The sequence below is a fragment of the Microvirga sp. GN3 genome (genome assembly GCF_055792825.1).
In genome coordinates, this window is the sequence record NZ_JBVVAK010000019.1 from 58,335 (window position 1) to 72,484 (window position 14,150).

The 14,150-nt window shown below is 61.7% G+C and carries 16 protein-coding genes; 7 read left to right on the plus strand and 9 right to left on the minus strand.

The window, feature by feature from the left end; all coding sequences use genetic code 11:
• The first annotated feature begins 19 nt into the window (after positions 1-19).
• Genes ACS5Q1_RS11995 through ACS5Q1_RS12005 form a run of 3 tightly spaced genes read left to right on the plus strand, consistent with a single transcriptional unit; the run spans position 20 to position 2,593 of the window.
• A complete protein-coding gene (locus ACS5Q1_RS11995; protein ID WP_203440881.1) occupies positions 20-1,114 on the plus strand; it encodes a methionine ABC transporter ATP-binding protein in 1,095 nt (364 codons plus the stop codon).
• Entirely contained in the window at positions 1,104-1,769 is a 666-nt protein-coding gene (locus tag ACS5Q1_RS12000; protein WP_473098415.1) for a methionine ABC transporter permease, read from the plus strand. The genes ACS5Q1_RS11995 and ACS5Q1_RS12000 overlap by 11 nt, the downstream gene beginning before the upstream one ends.
• Before the next feature lie 35 nt (positions 1,770-1,804).
• Positions 1,805-2,593, plus strand: a complete 789-nt coding sequence (locus ACS5Q1_RS12005; protein WP_473098416.1) for a MetQ/NlpA family ABC transporter substrate-binding protein — start codon at positions 1,805-1,807, stop codon at positions 2,591-2,593.
• Positions 2,594-2,680: 87 nt separating this feature from the next.
• On the opposite strand, the gene ACS5Q1_RS12010 is transcribed toward ACS5Q1_RS12005, so the two are convergent.
• Positions 2,681-3,730, minus strand: a complete 1,050-nt coding sequence (locus ACS5Q1_RS12010; RefSeq protein WP_473098417.1) for a sensor histidine kinase — start codon at positions 3,728-3,730, stop codon at positions 2,681-2,683.
• Between the two features lie 368 nt (positions 3,731-4,098).
• On the opposite strand from ACS5Q1_RS12010, the gene ACS5Q1_RS12015 reads away from it, so the two are divergent.
• The gene (locus ACS5Q1_RS12015; RefSeq protein ID WP_473098418.1) at positions 4,099-5,490 is read left to right on the plus strand and encodes a M10 family metallopeptidase; all 1,392 of its coding nucleotides are present in this window, start codon (positions 4,099-4,101) and stop codon (positions 5,488-5,490) included.
• A gap of 169 nt (positions 5,491-5,659) precedes the next feature.
• Here ACS5Q1_RS12015 and ACS5Q1_RS12020 read toward each other — a convergent pair whose 3' ends face one another.
• A complete protein-coding gene (locus tag ACS5Q1_RS12020; RefSeq protein WP_473098419.1) occupies positions 5,660-6,739 on the minus strand; it encodes a flavodoxin family protein in 1,080 nt (359 codons plus the stop codon).
• A gap of 149 nt (positions 6,740-6,888) precedes the next feature.
• On the opposite strand from ACS5Q1_RS12020, the gene ACS5Q1_RS12025 reads away from it, so the two are divergent.
• Positions 6,889-7,716: an aldo/keto reductase gene (locus tag ACS5Q1_RS12025; protein WP_203440887.1), complete on the plus strand. Its 828-nt coding sequence runs from the start codon at positions 6,889-6,891 to the stop codon at positions 7,714-7,716.
• 15 nt (positions 7,717-7,731) lie between these two features.
• Here the strand turns inward: ACS5Q1_RS12025 and ACS5Q1_RS12030 are convergent, their stop codons facing one another.
• The 5 genes from ACS5Q1_RS12030 to ACS5Q1_RS12050 all read right to left on the minus strand — a co-directional run bounded on the left by ACS5Q1_RS12030 (position 7,732) and on the right by ACS5Q1_RS12050 (position 10,661).
• On the minus strand, positions 7,732-8,541 hold the full coding sequence (locus ACS5Q1_RS12030; RefSeq protein ID WP_473098420.1) for an anti-sigma factor family protein: 810 nt from the start codon (positions 8,539-8,541) through the stop codon (positions 7,732-7,734).
• Entirely contained in the window at positions 8,538-9,044 is a 507-nt protein-coding gene (locus tag ACS5Q1_RS12035; protein ID WP_473098421.1) for a sigma-70 family RNA polymerase sigma factor, read from the minus strand. Before ACS5Q1_RS12035 ends, ACS5Q1_RS12030 begins: the two co-directional genes overlap by 4 nt.
• A 56-nt stretch (positions 9,045-9,100) precedes the next feature.
• The gene (locus ACS5Q1_RS12040; RefSeq protein WP_473098422.1) at positions 9,101-9,487 is read right to left on the minus strand and encodes a COG4315 family predicted lipoprotein; all 387 of its coding nucleotides are present in this window, start codon (positions 9,485-9,487) and stop codon (positions 9,101-9,103) included.
• Between the two features lie 91 nt (positions 9,488-9,578).
• The gene (locus ACS5Q1_RS12045) at positions 9,579-10,100 is read right to left on the minus strand and encodes a VOC family protein (protein WP_473098423.1); all 522 of its coding nucleotides are present in this window, start codon (positions 10,098-10,100) and stop codon (positions 9,579-9,581) included.
• Between the two features lie 123 nt (positions 10,101-10,223).
• Positions 10,224-10,661 (minus strand): MarR family winged helix-turn-helix transcriptional regulator, encoded by a 438-nt coding sequence (locus tag ACS5Q1_RS12050; RefSeq protein WP_473098424.1) that lies wholly within the window; start codon positions 10,659-10,661, stop codon positions 10,224-10,226.
• A 133-nt stretch (positions 10,662-10,794) separates the two neighbouring features.
• Between ACS5Q1_RS12050 and gstA the strand changes: the two genes are divergently transcribed.
• Positions 10,795-11,409 carry a glutathione transferase GstA gene (gene gstA / locus ACS5Q1_RS12055; RefSeq protein ID WP_473098425.1) on the plus strand — a complete coding sequence of 205 codons (615 nt, stop codon included), beginning with the start codon at positions 10,795-10,797 and terminating at the stop codon, positions 11,407-11,409.
• 84 nt (positions 11,410-11,493) lie between these two features.
• Here gstA and groL read toward each other — a convergent pair whose 3' ends face one another.
• Together groL and groES are read right to left on the minus strand one after the other, a co-directional pair.
• Positions 11,494-13,140: a chaperonin GroEL gene (groL, locus tag ACS5Q1_RS12060; RefSeq protein ID WP_473098427.1), complete on the minus strand. Its 1,647-nt coding sequence runs from the start codon at positions 13,138-13,140 to the stop codon at positions 11,494-11,496.
• Positions 13,141-13,193: 53 nt separating this feature from the next.
• Positions 13,194-13,484, minus strand: coding sequence for a co-chaperone GroES (gene groES, locus ACS5Q1_RS12065; RefSeq protein ID WP_203440895.1), 291 nt, complete (start codon positions 13,482-13,484; stop codon positions 13,194-13,196).
• Positions 13,485-13,679: 195 nt separating this feature from the next.
• Here groES and ACS5Q1_RS12070 point away from each other — a divergent pair, with 195 nt between their 5' ends.
• On the plus strand, positions 13,680-14,114 hold the full coding sequence (locus ACS5Q1_RS12070; protein ID WP_473098428.1) for a MarR family winged helix-turn-helix transcriptional regulator: 435 nt from the start codon (positions 13,680-13,682) through the stop codon (positions 14,112-14,114).
• The last annotated feature ends 36 nt before the right edge of the window (positions 14,115-14,150 follow it).

Below are 14,150 nucleotides of genomic sequence, written 5' to 3' on the forward strand. Positions count from 1 at the left end.
TCACTGAAAAGGCGACCTCATGAACGCCCATCTTGGATATCTCGGCGACCAGCATGCCCAGCGCCTTGTGCCGGCGGAGTCCATCGTGCGCCTGGAGAAGGTGTCGAAGACCTTCCCCGGCCGTGACGGTCAGCCTGTCACGGCGCTGCAGGAGATCAACCTCGCCGTGCCTCAGGGTTCGATCCTCGGCGTGATCGGTCGCTCGGGTGCGGGCAAGTCCACCCTGATCCGCCTCGTGAACGGCCTGGAAAAGCCTTCCTCCGGCAAGGTGATCGTGGACGGCGCCGATATCGCGGCCCTTCCCGAAGCAGCCCTTCGCCACGCCCGCCGCTCCATCGGCATGATCTTCCAGCACTTCAACCTGCTCTCTTCGCGCACGGCGGCTCAGAACATCGCCCTGCCGCTCGAGGTGGCAGGCTATGACAAGGCCGAGATCAAGACCCGCGTCGAGGAGTTGCTGGCCCTCGTCGGTTTGACGGACAAGCGCAACCGCTATCCATCCGAGCTCTCCGGCGGCCAGAAGCAGCGCGTCGGCATTGCCCGCGCACTCGCCACCAAGCCCAAGGTTCTCCTGTCGGACGAGGCGACCTCGGCCCTCGACCCGGAAACCACCCGCTCGATCCTCGACCTGCTCGGCCGCATCAACGACGAGCTTGGCCTGACCATTCTGCTCATCACCCACGAGATGGCGGTGATCCGCAACATCGCCCGAGAGGTCGCGGTGATCGAAGGCGGACGCATTGTCGAGCAGGGCGATGTGTTCGAGGTCTTCACCCGTCCGCAGCATGAAGTGACCCGCTCCTTCCTCGCCGACGAGTCGGGCCGCGCATTGCCGCCTTATGTGCAGAGCAGGCTTAAAGCCGAAGCGACGCCCGGAAGCCAGGCGGTGATCCGCATCGGTTTCCGCGGCCCGCATGCGACGGACCCGGTTCTCGCGCGGCTTGCCCGCGATCTCAACATCGAGACGAACATCCTGTCCGGCTCGGTGGATGAAATCGCAGGTCGCCCCTTCGGCACTCTCGTGGTCGGCGTCCCGGAAGCCTCGCTCGCTACCACCCTCGATTTCCTGAATAAGCACGGTCTCGATACGGAGGTTCTCGGCCATGTCGCCTGAGATGATTAACCTCATCGCCAGTTCCACCGGCGAAACGCTCTACATGGTCGCCGTCTCGGCCCTGCTCGCCACAATCTTCGGCCTGCCGCTCGGCGTATTTCTCGCCACCTCCGGCAAGGGTGAGCTGTTCGCCGCTCCGTGGATCAACCGCGTGCTCGGCGTTATCGTCAATGCGACGCGCTCGACACCCTTCATTATCCTCGTCGTTGCGATCATCCCCTTCACGCGCCTGATCGCCGGCACCTCCATCGGCACGAATGCCGCGATGGTGCCGCTGACCATTGCCGCGACGCCCTTCATCGCGCGTCTCATTGAAGGCGCGATCCGTGAGGTGGACCAGGGTCTGATCGAAGCCGCGCGCGCCTTCGGTGCAACGCCGCTCCAAATCGTGCGCAAGGTGCTGATCCCGGAAGCGCTTCCCGGCATCGTGCTCGGCCTCACGCTTGCCGTCGTGTCGCTCCTCGGCTTCTCGGCCATGGTGGGTGCGGTCGGTGGCGGCGGCCTCGGCGATCTCGGCATCCGCTACGGCTACCAGCGCTTCATGCCCGAAATGATGCTCGCCGTGGTGGTCGTGCTCATCGTCCTCGTCCAGGCAGTGCAGAGCATCGGCGACCGTCTCGCCCGGCATCTCAACAAACGCATCCGCCACGCCTGATCACGCATAAAAGTATCGCACAAGGAGTACAAAAAATGTCGCTGAAGAAACTGGGCCTCGCCGCCTTCCTCTCTTTTGTCGCCCTTCCCGCTCTCGCACAGCAGACGCAGACCGTTCGCATCGGCGCCACGCCCGGCCCGCATGCGCAGATCCTCGAAGCCGTGAAGCCGATTGCCGCCAAGAAGGGCCTCGACATCAAGATCGTCGAGTTCTCCGATTACGTCGTGCCGAACACCGCTCTGGCCGGCGGCGACATCGAAGCGAACTCGTTCCAGAACCAGCCCTATCTCGACAACCAGGTCGCCGACCGCGGCTTCAAGATCGAGAGCGTTGCGCTCACCGTGAACTTCCCGATCGGCATCTATTCCAAGAAGCACAAGAGCCTCGACGCGCTGCCGAACGGCGCAACGATTTCGATCCCGAACGATCCAACGAATGGCGGTCGCGCCCTCATCCTTCTGCAGGACAAGGGCCTCATCAAGCTGAAGGACGGCGTGGGCTACAAGCCGACTCCCCTCGACGTGACCGACAATCCCAAGAAGCTGAAATTCGTCGAGATTGAAGCCGCCCAGGGTCCGCGCGTGCTCGCCGACGTGGATGCCGCCATCATCAACACCAACTACGCGACATCGGGCGGCCTCGATCCGGTGAAGGATCCGATTGCCCGCGAGAACCCGAAGGGTCCATACGTGAACCTCATTGCCGTGCGCAGCGAGGACAAGAACAAGCCGTGGGTGAAGGCTCTCGTCGAGTCCTACCACACTCCCGAGGTGAAGCAGTTCATCGAGGAGAAGTTCAAGGGTTCGGTTCTGACGAGCTGGTAAGTTCCCTGCCAATCGTCATGAAGAAAGCCGGTCCCTCGGGCCGGCTTTTTTACTTTCTTGGAAGCCAAGAAAGCTGCGCGGCAGTCGCTACAAAGGGAGCGTCGCCGCAATACGGCTCGATGCGGCGCCGTTCCCTCCCCCGCATTGTCCGAATGTCACGTTTCCACCCCGTGACTTGGCGAGTGTTGCAATCATGCGCATGCCGAGGCCGCGTCTATCCTGCGCGAGATCGAAATCCTTCGGGAATCCTGTGCCCTCATCCTCGATGCTGATTTCCACATGGGCATCGCTCTTCGCGAGCCGAACCCGGATGCGCCCCGAGCCGTATTTGATCGAGTTCGTGACGGCCTCCGTGGTGATGAGACCGAGGGCAACCAGCAGATCCGCCTTCAACGTCAGAGGAGGCATTTCTCCCGGGTCCAGGATGATCGGCCGCTGGTAGGTCTCACCGAGCGAAGTGCGCAGATCGGTCATGACGCCTTCGATGTAAGGCTGCACCTCCCCTTCCACAACGGAACTGTCCTGTTGCAGGCGCGAATGAAGAATGCCGATCGTTCCGATCCGCGCCGAGGCTTCGCTGAGCTGAATTTTCACGGCCTCATTGCAGGGCCCGCGAGCCTGCAGGTTCAGCATGCTGCGCACGAGCTGCAGACTGTTGGCGACCCGGTGATGCACCTCGCGCATCAGCAGTTCCTTTTCCGCCAGAAGTGTCTCGCGCTCCGCTTCCAGGCGCCGACGCTCGGTCACGTCGCGCACGATGACCATCGCGGCCTTCGGAGCAACCCATGACATATGCCGTGCCGCGACCTCCACCTGAACCTCGGACCCGTCGAGACGCCGCCATGTCTCATCGACCAGGGGCGCATAGCCGGTCTGCTGCACCTGGCGAATGCGCTCTTTCACGAGATCTTGGGATGGCTCGGCCACGAATTCCAGAACGGGGCAGCCGATGATGTCATCGACACGATGCGCTCGCACGAGATGAGCCATCGCGAGATTGGCGAAGACGATCATGTGACCGTCATGAACGATCAGGGCATCGGGGCAAAGCTCCATCAGCGTGCGGTAGTTCTGATCGTTCAAACCTGCGAAACCGCTGCCGATGTGCTGCTGCTCAGAGAGCAAAGCATTCTGCATGAGACTCCCCTACAAAGACGATCCCCTTCTCCTGACGCAACGTAAACAACAGATCATTCTTTACATTGTGTGTAGTGATCTTATCCCGGCATTCATCATCATTATACTACTAGTTCGGGTAGTTGATGCAGAGATATATTCCTCATTTCGTGCAGGAACCCCGGATTTACGACAGCAATTCTGCCGTAATATGCGGAGCCGGCCACGACCGGAGCAGGGCTCTTGGCATCACCGCTTCCCTGTCAAAGGAGGAGACCGCTCTCCTCAACGCACCGCATTCCCTAAGAACAGAGCCCAAGTTGCGCCGATAAAGCTTGAGGGTATAGTGCCGCAAACAACGCTTATCATTGCCGAAGCTGGGGGCGGTCATGGCAAGTCCAAGCGATAACCATCTCGATGCCAGTCGCATCTCGTCGATCTCTGCGGGCCTCGCCACTGGACTGATCTACGGCTACAAATGGGGATCGCCTTCGAAGGGGGTGGGCACGCGTATCACTTGGAGTGTGCCTCAGGGAACCGCCTGGTTTACCAATTCCTATTCATCCTGGGGCGAGCAGTATGACTGGTACGTCCTCAGCGAGACCGAGATCCAAGGTGCCACCAGGGCGATGAACGCCTGGATGTCGGTATCGGGGCTGACGGCTTCTCGTATTGCCGACAATCAGACGACCGTGGGCGAGATCCGCTTCGCCAAGTCCTCCCGAGGCTCTGCGAACAGTGACGGTCATGCCTATCTGCCCTCCGATGCACCCAATGCCGGCGATATCTGGCTGCAGGTCAACAGTTGGAACCGGTCCGGCAACGATGCTCACAGGCCGGGCACCTTTGCCTATCTGACGCTTCTCCATGAGATCGGCCATGCTCTCGGCCTGAAGCATCCCTTCGAGACCTCGGGCTACAACGCCAATGTGCTGCCGACGCAATACGACAATTATTTCATGACGATCATGAGCTATTCAGCCACGCCATGGTCGCGCTCCGCATCGGCGGATTTCTATCCGACCACACCGATGTATCTCGACCTCCTGGCGATCCAGCATCTCTATGGCCGCGACACGAAGACGAATGCGGGCAATTCGACCTACACGTTCTGGGAAGGCCAGAAGTACTGGCAGACCATCTACGATGCGGGCGGAACCGATACGGTGGTCTATAGAGGTTCGGTCGACAGCATGATCGATCTACGGGAGGATTGGTACAGTTCCGTTAGCGATGCAATCAATTTCGGCGATGGAACGTCGTCTCGAAGCACCGTCTATATCGGCCCCAATGTCACGATCGAGAATGCCACCGGCGGTACTGGCTCCGATACGCTGATCGGCAACAATGCAAGAAACACTCTCAAGGGCGACTTCGGAAATGACACGCTCCGAGGCAGCGCAGGCGACGATAAGCTCTATGGCGGCGCTGGCAATGACAGGCTTTCGGGTGGTTCGGGCCAGGACTCCTTCTACTTCAACGCCCCTCTGTCCGACGATCCATCCGCCGGCAACATCGATTGGATCACCGATTTCAACGTTGTGAGTGACCTGATCTATCTCGAAGATGCCGTCTTCAAAGGAATCCGAAAGGGCAAGATGAGCCAATCCGTCTTCACGACGGGAAGTGCCGCCAAGGATTCGAAGGACCGGATCGTCTACGACAAGAAGACCGGCAGCCTGTTCTACGATTCCGACGGCACCGGGAGCACTGCGCCAATCAAGTTCGCCGCTATGAGCAAGAACCTGAAACTGACGGCGGCAGATTTCTACATCGTCTGAAGTGCACCTCACGCACGCGTTAGAGCATCGGACCCAAAAGTGGACTTGCACTTTTGGGTCCGATGCTCCCTCCTTTGGTAAGCGCATCATTGGGCGCGGAAAACCGGGTCCACTTTTCGCTGGCGCGGCCCCCGGGGTCCGCACGATGCGCTAGTGCTCGAACCATGCACTATTTCTGTCGCGGCTCCTTCAAGTCCTCTCCGGCGGTGACGAACTTTCCGGCGCGCTTAGCCTTCACCGCCTCCAGCAACGTCCAGGCAGCGTTGCGCACCTCCTCCTGCACGGCCTGATCCTGATCGAGCTCCTCATGGCTGGTCGCATAGGGCTTCCAGTAGCCAATATAGCGGTCGAGCGCCGCTGCTCCTCCGGCGGGCACAAGATCCATGGCGCGCAGCCAATCCGACAGACTCCGGCGAACGCCGCCGGCGCCTTCGGTGTCGCCGTGCACGATGACCGAAAAGAGCCTGCCTTCCAGGTGCTTGGGATAGTCCCAGCCCTTCAGTTCAAGCTCCTTCGCAAGATCCGTTTTCTTGCCTTGCGTCGAGGTTGGATCCGGATTGCCGCCATCGGCGCAGACGAGCCGGTCCATCATCAGCTTCAAGGGCGATGAGACCTGATACCAATTGACGGGCGTGACAATCATCACCCCATGGGCTTCGACCCAGCGAGGATAGATCTCGTTCATCCAGTCCTGCGTCTGGCCGAGAGAGTAGTTGGGATAGCAGGAACAGGGCCAGTGGCACAAAGCCGCCGCCGTCGAGAAGCAGGCCTTACAGGGATGGATGTGACGGCCGTACTCGGCGGCGAGACGGCTCAACTCGAGGATGTCGACCTCGGTGTTCCCGGCACTCGCGAGAACCTGATGGGCGATGTCCACGAGGCGGTAGCTCTTGGACATCTCGCCAGGGCAGGTGTGCTCGCTGCGGGAGGAGGCTGCGATCACGAGAAAGCGAGCTGGACCGTTCGGATCCTCATGCCGCTTCTGCGCGAGATCGACCGCTTCCTTCGCGGCGATCCAATCGATGGCGAGATCATATTCGGGGTCAGAAAAGCCGGAACCTGCCTTGCGGGTCCTGGGGCTTTTCCGGTGATGGCTATAGGCGTCCCAGGCCGCATCGGCGACCCGCTGAAGCTCGACGGTCAGCGGTTCGAAGGCAGGGTCCTGGAATTGTTGGAGAAACCGTTTTCGGAACTCAGCCTGGTCGAGGGTCGGGTCGGGCGTGCCCTTCCGCGCTTCTGGAATGGACAAGGAGAGCTCCTGCGCCAAGAGAATGGTGTGCCGGAATTGCAACGCAGGGTGGTCATGCCGGTTCCGGCATGGCGTTCGCCCGAGGCGATCACTATTTGCTTAGTTCGAATGAGCTCTACCTTCCTGCCTCACTATCAATGGAGCAGTCCATGTCGACCATCCCTACCGTCCGCCTGAACGATGGAAACGCCATGCCGCAAGTCGGCTATGGCGTCTGGCGGGTCTCCAACGAGGAAGCCAAGACTGTGGTCGGCGAGGCCATCAAGGCCGGCTACCGCTCCATCGATACGGCGGCCATCTACGGCAACGAGGAAGGCGTGGGAGAGGCCATCAAGGCAGCGCCCGTTTCGCGTGAGGAACTCTTCATCACCACGAAGGTCTGGAACGATCGACATGGCTATGACGAAACCCTGCGCGCCTTCGACGAGAGTCTGGCCCGTCTCGCGCTCGATACCGTGGATCTCTATCTCATCCACTGGCCCGTTGCCGGCAGCGAGGCCTATCGCGATACGTGGCGCGCGCTGATCAAGCTGAAGCAGGATGGGCGCGCGAAGTCCATCGGCGTATCGAACTTCATGACGCAGCATCTGCAGCGGCTGATCGACGAGTCGGGCGTGACGCCTTCGGTCAACCAGATCGAGCTGCACCCCCGCTTCCAGCAGAAGGAACTGCGCGCGCTCCATGCCAAGAACGGGATCGTCACGGAATCCTGGAGCCCGCTCGGACAGGGCACCCTCGTGGCTGACGAGACCCTCGCCGCCATTGGCGGCAAATACGGCAAGACGCCGGCTCAGGTCATTCTGCGGTGGCACTTGGACAACGGCCTCGTCGTCATTCCCAAATCCGCGACGCCCTCCCGCATGCGCGAGAACATCGACCTGTTCGACTTCAAGCTCGATGCGGACGATATGCGCGTGATTGAAGGCCTCGATGATGCCTCCGGTCGTGTCGGGCCCGATCCCGCCATCTTCGCCTAAACATCACAATGGATGCTACAAGCGGCCCTTCGCAGGGTCGCTTGTCGCTTCGAACTGCTTGTAGATCGCTTCGGCAATTGGCAGGAGCTGAGCACGATCTGCTTTGGCAGAGACCACGTAAGACAATCCCTTGTCGATCCAGGAGAATGCGGACACACCATCCTGCTCCTCGAAGCGGAAGGATGTCTGCGCCTCGTTTCCTCCCGAGCGCGCATAGAGCGTAAGGCGGTTGCCGCCTACATTCTCATACATGAATTGCGCCGCCGCCTCGCCGCTGTCGGGAAGCAGTCGCCCGCCGATCAGGCGGTAGCCTTGGGCATTCAGGTTCGGCGCTATCAGCGGCTTGCCCACACGACGCGACAGCCATTGCACGAGATGCGCTTCCTGATCGGCGGGAACTTCCACCGGATGCAATCGCTCGCCGACATAGATGCGATGCGCCGCAATGGCGTTATCGGCAACGCTCAGAGCCGCCGCCTGCATATACGCACGGGAGGTCCACCAGACCCCGCCCCAAGCGCCAAGGATTCCGCCGATCGCAAGCCATGCCAATGCGGCGGCGAAAGCGGCAGGGCGAACCAGCGGAGAGCGGCGTCGTGCGGCAACGAGATTGGTGATGCGCAAGCGTGAGGGAATGGGCTCCTGAGCCTTGAAGGCCAGCCGCGTGCGCAGCGCCTCGCGGTGCTCGATTTCGCGCTCCACCTGTTCGGCGGTTGCCGGATGATCGGCGAGATAAGCCTTCACCGCATCACGCCGCGAGGATGAGAGCCGGCCATCGACCAGGGCCTGCAGATCGTCTTCTCCGATGGGTCGCTCGCCCGTCACTTCACTCTCCTCAAGACGGCGCCGCGTCCGGTCTCCATGAACTCTCTCAGACGCGCCCGCGCCCGACTTAGGCGCGACATCACCGTACCGACCGGGATGTCCAGTACCTGCGCGGCCTGTTCGTAAGACAGGTCCTCGACGCCGACCAGCAGCAGAATGGAGCGTTGCTCCTCCGGCAAGGCATCGAGCCCCTTCAAAACATCGTGCAGGCCGGCATGACTCTCGGGACTCATCTCGGGCGCCTGAACATCGTTGAGAACCTCCTCTCCCACGCGCGTGCCGCGCGCCTTGCGCTGGCGTACGCCGTTGATGAACAGGTTGCGCTGAATGGTGAAGAGCCAAGCTCTCAGATCGCCCTCGCGCCGCTGGTTCCAACGGCTGATCGCACGCTCCAGGGTATCCTGGACGAGATCGTCCGCTGCCTCGCAGTCGCGCAGGAGAGCCCAGGCATAGCGACGCAAGCCTGGAATCTGCGGCTCGAGAAGGAAAGCGATCTCGTCCAAGGTCAATTCTCAGTTGGCAGCATCATTCAACGATGAACCTGCTCGTCCTGCAAGTATCAAGGCGCGGCGATATGCCAGACATTGTTGACGCCATCGCCGGTGACCTCGCCCGGTTTGGTATCCTTGACCCAGAGATAGAGCGGCTTTCCCTTGTAGGCCCATTGCTTGGCGCCGTCGTCGCGGGTCACGACGCTCCAGTCGCCCAATGCGGCAGCGCCCGCCGCCGCCATGAGGGGCGGCCAGTTCTGGGCGCATTGGCCGTTGCAGGCGGACTTGCCGGTCGTGTCGCGGTCGAAGGTGTAGAGGGTCATGCCCTTGGCATCGACGAGGGCCTTGCCCTTGCTCGTATCCGCCACCTTCGCGGGAGCTGCGGTTTGCGCGAGTGCGACGGATGCGGCAACGAGGGTCCCTGCCAGGATGGCCGGACGCAGAAACAGCTTCATGGATATCCTCCCGCGGTCGATGATGACCATGATCTCAGAGACACGCGTCAGGAAGCTTTATTCCCATCGGGGCGAAAAAAGCGGGACCGTTTCAGCGCCCCATCGGGTTGAAACGCGCCGGATCGTCGAGAGGCTCGCGCAGCTCGATCCTGTGGCGTCCGTTGTCCTTGATCTGAGCTGTCCGGTAGGTTCCGTCCAGATCGTCCTCCGGAGGCTGGAGGATATCGACGCCCATGCGGCGCAGGCGGGCTACTTCCTGATCCACATCCGGCACGAGCACGCTGACGACAGGAACCTTCGTGACCTGAACCGCCGCCGTGGTGTCGGGCTCCGACGACAGGATGTGATCGGTCTCGTTGATCTCGAGCAGGAATCCGCTCCGCTCCAGCACAGCCCGCCGCCCGGGAACGAGACTCTGGCTGCCGAGGAGCCGGAAGGCCAGCTTGTCCTGGTACCATTGGACGCTCTCGTCGAAATCAGGCGTGCGGATCGACGCGGAGCTTGGCCTGGGTTCGGATGTGGCATAGGCGGGAGCCATGGTCGTCAGCCAAAGGCCGGACAAAGCAAGCTGTACGATCACAAGAGCCTGTGGCAGGCTCCGCCATATCGACAAGATTGATCGCCCTGCTCTCACGGTATAGCCCTCGCTCAGCTACGCAATTCTTAGCCGTATACACATGAACGCGGATCGGGGCAGATCGTTTTCCGAAATGTGGCGATGTCGCCGCTGCAGTCCTCACTCCTGAACCAGCTTGAGCAACAGGGTAGACAGCTGGCCTGCTTCCTTCTCTCCGAGTTTCGCCCCAATGAATCGGTTGATGGCGGCTCCATAGACCTGCCACATGCGCTCCTGCAGCGCCCTGCCCTTATCGGTGATCTCGATCAGCTGGCGTCTCTTGTCCCCGGGAAAGGGGATGCGGTGGACAAGGCCCTCGGTCTCCATCCGATCGAGCAGCCGCGAGAGATTGTACTGCTCGAACAGCCCCGCCTCCTCGATCTCTCTCGGCGTGAGCCGCCCATCCGGTCCGCGTTTGAGCTCGAGCAGCACGTCGTACCAGTGCAGCGATGGCAAGCCGGCATTTTTCAGCTCTGCCTCAATGCGCCCGACCACGGTGCGCTCGGCTCGGATCAGGCGCCCCCAGGCCTTGATGACGGCGGCAGACGGTTCTTGCATTCGGGCAAACCCTTGTTGGATTCAATGCAATTGCATTGAAGTTGACAGGCCCATGCACCTACATCAAATATCTATGCACTTGCATGGAAAAAGACTCAAGACTGCAGCCTGATCCACCAACAAGGATATTATCATGAAGCTTTACTACTATCCCGGCGCCTGCTCGCTCGCACCCCACATTGTGGCCCGCGAGGCCGGCATTCCGCTCACCCTCGAAAAGGTCGATCTCGCCAGTCGCACCACCGAGACCGGCGCTAGCTTCGCCACCATCAACCCGAAGGGCTATGTTCCGGCGCTCGGCCTGAAGGACGGGCCCGTGCTCACCGAGGCCAGCGCCATCATCCAATATCTGGCGGACAGCCAGCCCGGGACGGATCTTGCGCCCGCCCACGGCACCATGGAGCGTTATCGCCTGCTGGAATGGCTCGGCTTCATCAGCACCGAGATCCACAAGGGCTTCGGGCCCCTGTGGAACCCGGCCACTCCGGATGCGATGAAGGCCGCCACGAAGGAGCGTCTTGCCGCTCGCTTCTCCTATCTCGACGAGAAACTCGCCTCGCAGCCGTTCCTGACGGGCTCCAAGTTCACCATCGCCGACGCCTATCTCTTCACCGTCGTCAACTGGACGAACTTCCACGGCATCGACCTGTCGCCGTTCCCGAACTTGCAAGCTTTCCAGGCCCGCGTCGCATCGCGCCCGAGCGTGCAGCAAGCCCTCGAGGCCGAAGGCCTGAAGCAAGCCGCTTAACGCGGATCGCAGCATTCCTTCGGACAACGAAAAAGCCCCGGATTGCTCCGGGGCTTCTTTTTATTCGCGCGGTGCGAGGACTTCTTAGAAGTCCATGCCACCCATGCCGCCCATGCCACCGCCCGGCATCGCCGGAGCGCTTTCACGCTTCGGAGCCTCGGCAACCATGGCCTCGGTGGTGACGAGCAGGCCAGCGACCGAAGCGGCGTCCTGCAGAGCCGTGCGGACGACCTTCGCCGGATCGACGATACCGGCCTGGAGCATGTCCACGAACTCTTCCGTCTGGGCGTTGAAGCCGAAGGTGTCGGACTTCGTGTTGTCGTTGATCTTGCCGACGACGATGGAGCCTTCGACACCAGCGTTCTCGGCGATCTGACGGATCGGAGCCTCGAGAGCGCGCAGGACGATCTTGATACCGGCCTGGACGTCCGGGTTGTCGGTCGTGAGCTTCGCGACCGCACCCTTGGCGCGCAGCAGAGCCGTGCCGCCGCCGGGAACGATACCCTCTTCCACCGCAGCGCGGGTGGCGTTCAGAGCGTCGTCAACGCGGTCCTTCTTCTCCTTCACCTCGATCTCGGTCGCGCCGCCGACGCGGATCACCGCGACGCCGCCTGCGAGCTTGGCGAGACGCTCCTGCAGCTTCTCACGGTCGTAGTCCGAGGTGGTCTCCTCGATCTGCGCCTTGATCTGAGCCACACGGGCCTCGATGTCGGCCTTCTGGCCGGCACCGTCGATGATCGTGGTGTTTTCCTTCTCGATGCGGACGCGCTTGGCGCGGCCGAGCATCGGCAGGGACACGGTCTCGAGCTTGATGCCGAGGTCTTCGGAGATCGTCTGGCCGGCGGTGAGAACGGCGATGTCCTCGAGCATGGCCTTGCGGCGGTCGCCGAAGCCCGGAGCCTTCACGGCCGCGATCTTGAGGCCGCCACGCAGCTTGTTGACCACGAGGGTGGCGAGAGCCTCACCTTCCACGTCCTCAGCGATGATAAGGAGCGGCTTGCCGGTCTGAACGACAGCCTCGAGGATCGGCAGCATCGGCTGGAGCGAGGAGAGCTTCTTCTCGTGGATGAGGATGTAAGGGTCCTCGAGCTCGGCCACCATCTTCTCGGCGTTGGTGATGAAGTACGGCGAGAGGTAGCCGCGGTCGAACTGCATGCCCTCGACGACATCGAGCTCGGTCTCGGCGGTCTTGGCTTCCTCGACGGTGATGACACCCTCGTTGCCGACCTTCTGCATGGCATGGGCGATCATCTCGCCGATGTCCTTGTCGCCGTTGGCGGAAATCGTGCCGACCTGGGCGACCTCGTCGGAGGACTTCACCTTCTTGGCGCGGGACTGGATGTCCTTCACGGCCTCGGCAGTGGCGAGATCGATGCCGCGCTTGAGGTCCATCGGGTTCATGCCGGCGGCAACCGCCTTGGCGCCCTCGCGGACGATGGCCTGAGCCAGAACCGTCGCGGTGGTGGTGCCGTCACCGGCGATGTCGTTGGTCTTGCTCGCCACTTCGCGCACCATCTGGGCGCCCATGTTCTCGAACTTGTCGGCGAGCTCGATTTCCTTGGCGACGGTGACGCCGTCCTTCGTGATGCGCGGAGCGCCGAAGGACTTCTCGATCACCACGTTGCGGCCCTTGGGGCCCAGGGTGACCTTCACGGCATCGGCGAGGATGTCGACGCCGCGCAGCATCTTGTCGCGAGCATCGGAGGAGAACTTAACGTCTTTGGCAGCCATGGGCTTTGCCTCCAGGTATGTTCAAAAAATTCAGGAAAGGGCTTTTGGCGAACTTACTTCGCGACGACGCCCATGATGTCAGATTCCTTCATGATCAGGAGATCCTGACCGTCGATCCGCACCTCGGTGCCGGACCACTTGCCGAAGAGCACGCGGTCGCCGGCCTTCACGTCGAGGGCGACGACCTTGCCGCTCTCGTCACGGGCGCCGGGGCCGACGGCGACGACTTCGCCCTCTTGCGGCTTTTCCTTGGCGGTGTCCGGGATGATGATGCCGCCGGCCGTCTTCTCTTCGGCCTCGATGCGGCGGACGACAACACGGTCGTGCAGCGGACGGAACTTCATGGAACTTCCCCTTTGACTTTTGGCACAGCCCCTCTGGCTGTACCCTGGTCTTGCGGCTGTTAGCACTGTTCACTGATGAGTGCTAACGCTGGCCGCGAGATAGGCATATGCCGACAGGGAGTCAAGACATCTGCCTTAAGGTCAGCCGCAAAAAGAGAGCCTTGACCCCTCATAGGCACGGGGCATGATCGTTTCATGACCGACCTGGAAGCCATCGGCCGAACCTGTTTCGCCCTCCATGCCCGTATGACGGCCCGTCTCCTGAGCCGGACCTATGAGGCGGCGCTTCGCCCTCTGGGCCTGAAGCTCCCCCAATTCGGCATCCTCGGCGCCATCGGCCATGGGACGACGGCCTCCGAGACCGTTCTGGCCGACCGGCTCGGGCTGGAACGCACGACCCTCGTGCGCAACCTGAAGGTCCTGACCCAGAACGGCTGGATCGAACCCATCCCAGGTAACGGCCGCGGCCTGCGGCACAGGCTGACGCCTGCCGGACAAGCCATCCTGGAAGCGGCTATCCCGCTCTGGCAGCAGGCGCAGGGCCAGCTGGAATCCAAGCTCAAGGACACGGATGCAGAGGAGGCCCGCAGGGCCATGCGCGCCCTATGCAAGGCGACCTACCCTTCTTGAAAGCCATTGCGCCACCTCAAGTCCTGCCATACTGTG

Coding starts and splice junctions, on each gene's coding strand:
- ACS5Q1_RS12010 (WP_473098417.1), bottom strand. CDS start 3,730: ATGCAGAATGCTTTGCTCTCTGAGCAGCAGCACATCGGCAGCGGTTTC.
- ACS5Q1_RS12050 (WP_473098424.1), bottom strand. CDS start 10,661: ATGCAAGAACCGTCTGCCGCCGTCATCAAGGCCTGGGGGCGCCTGATC.
- ACS5Q1_RS12070 (WP_473098428.1), top strand. CDS start 13,680: ATGACCGACCTGGAAGCCATCGGCCGAACCTGTTTCGCCCTCCATGCC.
- ACS5Q1_RS12015 (WP_473098418.1), top strand. CDS start 4,099: ATGGCAAGTCCAAGCGATAACCATCTCGATGCCAGTCGCATCTCGTCG.
- ACS5Q1_RS11995 (WP_203440881.1), top strand. CDS start 20: ATGAACGCCCATCTTGGATATCTCGGCGACCAGCATGCCCAGCGCCTT.
- ACS5Q1_RS12040 (WP_473098422.1), bottom strand. CDS start 9,487: ATGAAGCTGTTTCTGCGTCCGGCCATCCTGGCAGGGACCCTCGTTGCC.
- ACS5Q1_RS12005 (WP_473098416.1), top strand. CDS start 1,805: ATGTCGCTGAAGAAACTGGGCCTCGCCGCCTTCCTCTCTTTTGTCGCC.
- gstA (WP_473098425.1), top strand. CDS start 10,795: ATGAAGCTTTACTACTATCCCGGCGCCTGCTCGCTCGCACCCCACATT.
- groL (WP_473098427.1), bottom strand. CDS start 13,140: ATGGCTGCCAAAGACGTTAAGTTCTCCTCCGATGCTCGCGACAAGATG.
- groES (WP_203440895.1), bottom strand. CDS start 13,484: ATGAAGTTCCGTCCGCTGCACGACCGTGTTGTCGTCCGCCGCATCGAG.
- ACS5Q1_RS12000 (WP_473098415.1), top strand. CDS start 1,104: ATGTCGCCTGAGATGATTAACCTCATCGCCAGTTCCACCGGCGAAACG.
- ACS5Q1_RS12025 (WP_203440887.1), top strand. CDS start 6,889: ATGTCGACCATCCCTACCGTCCGCCTGAACGATGGAAACGCCATGCCG.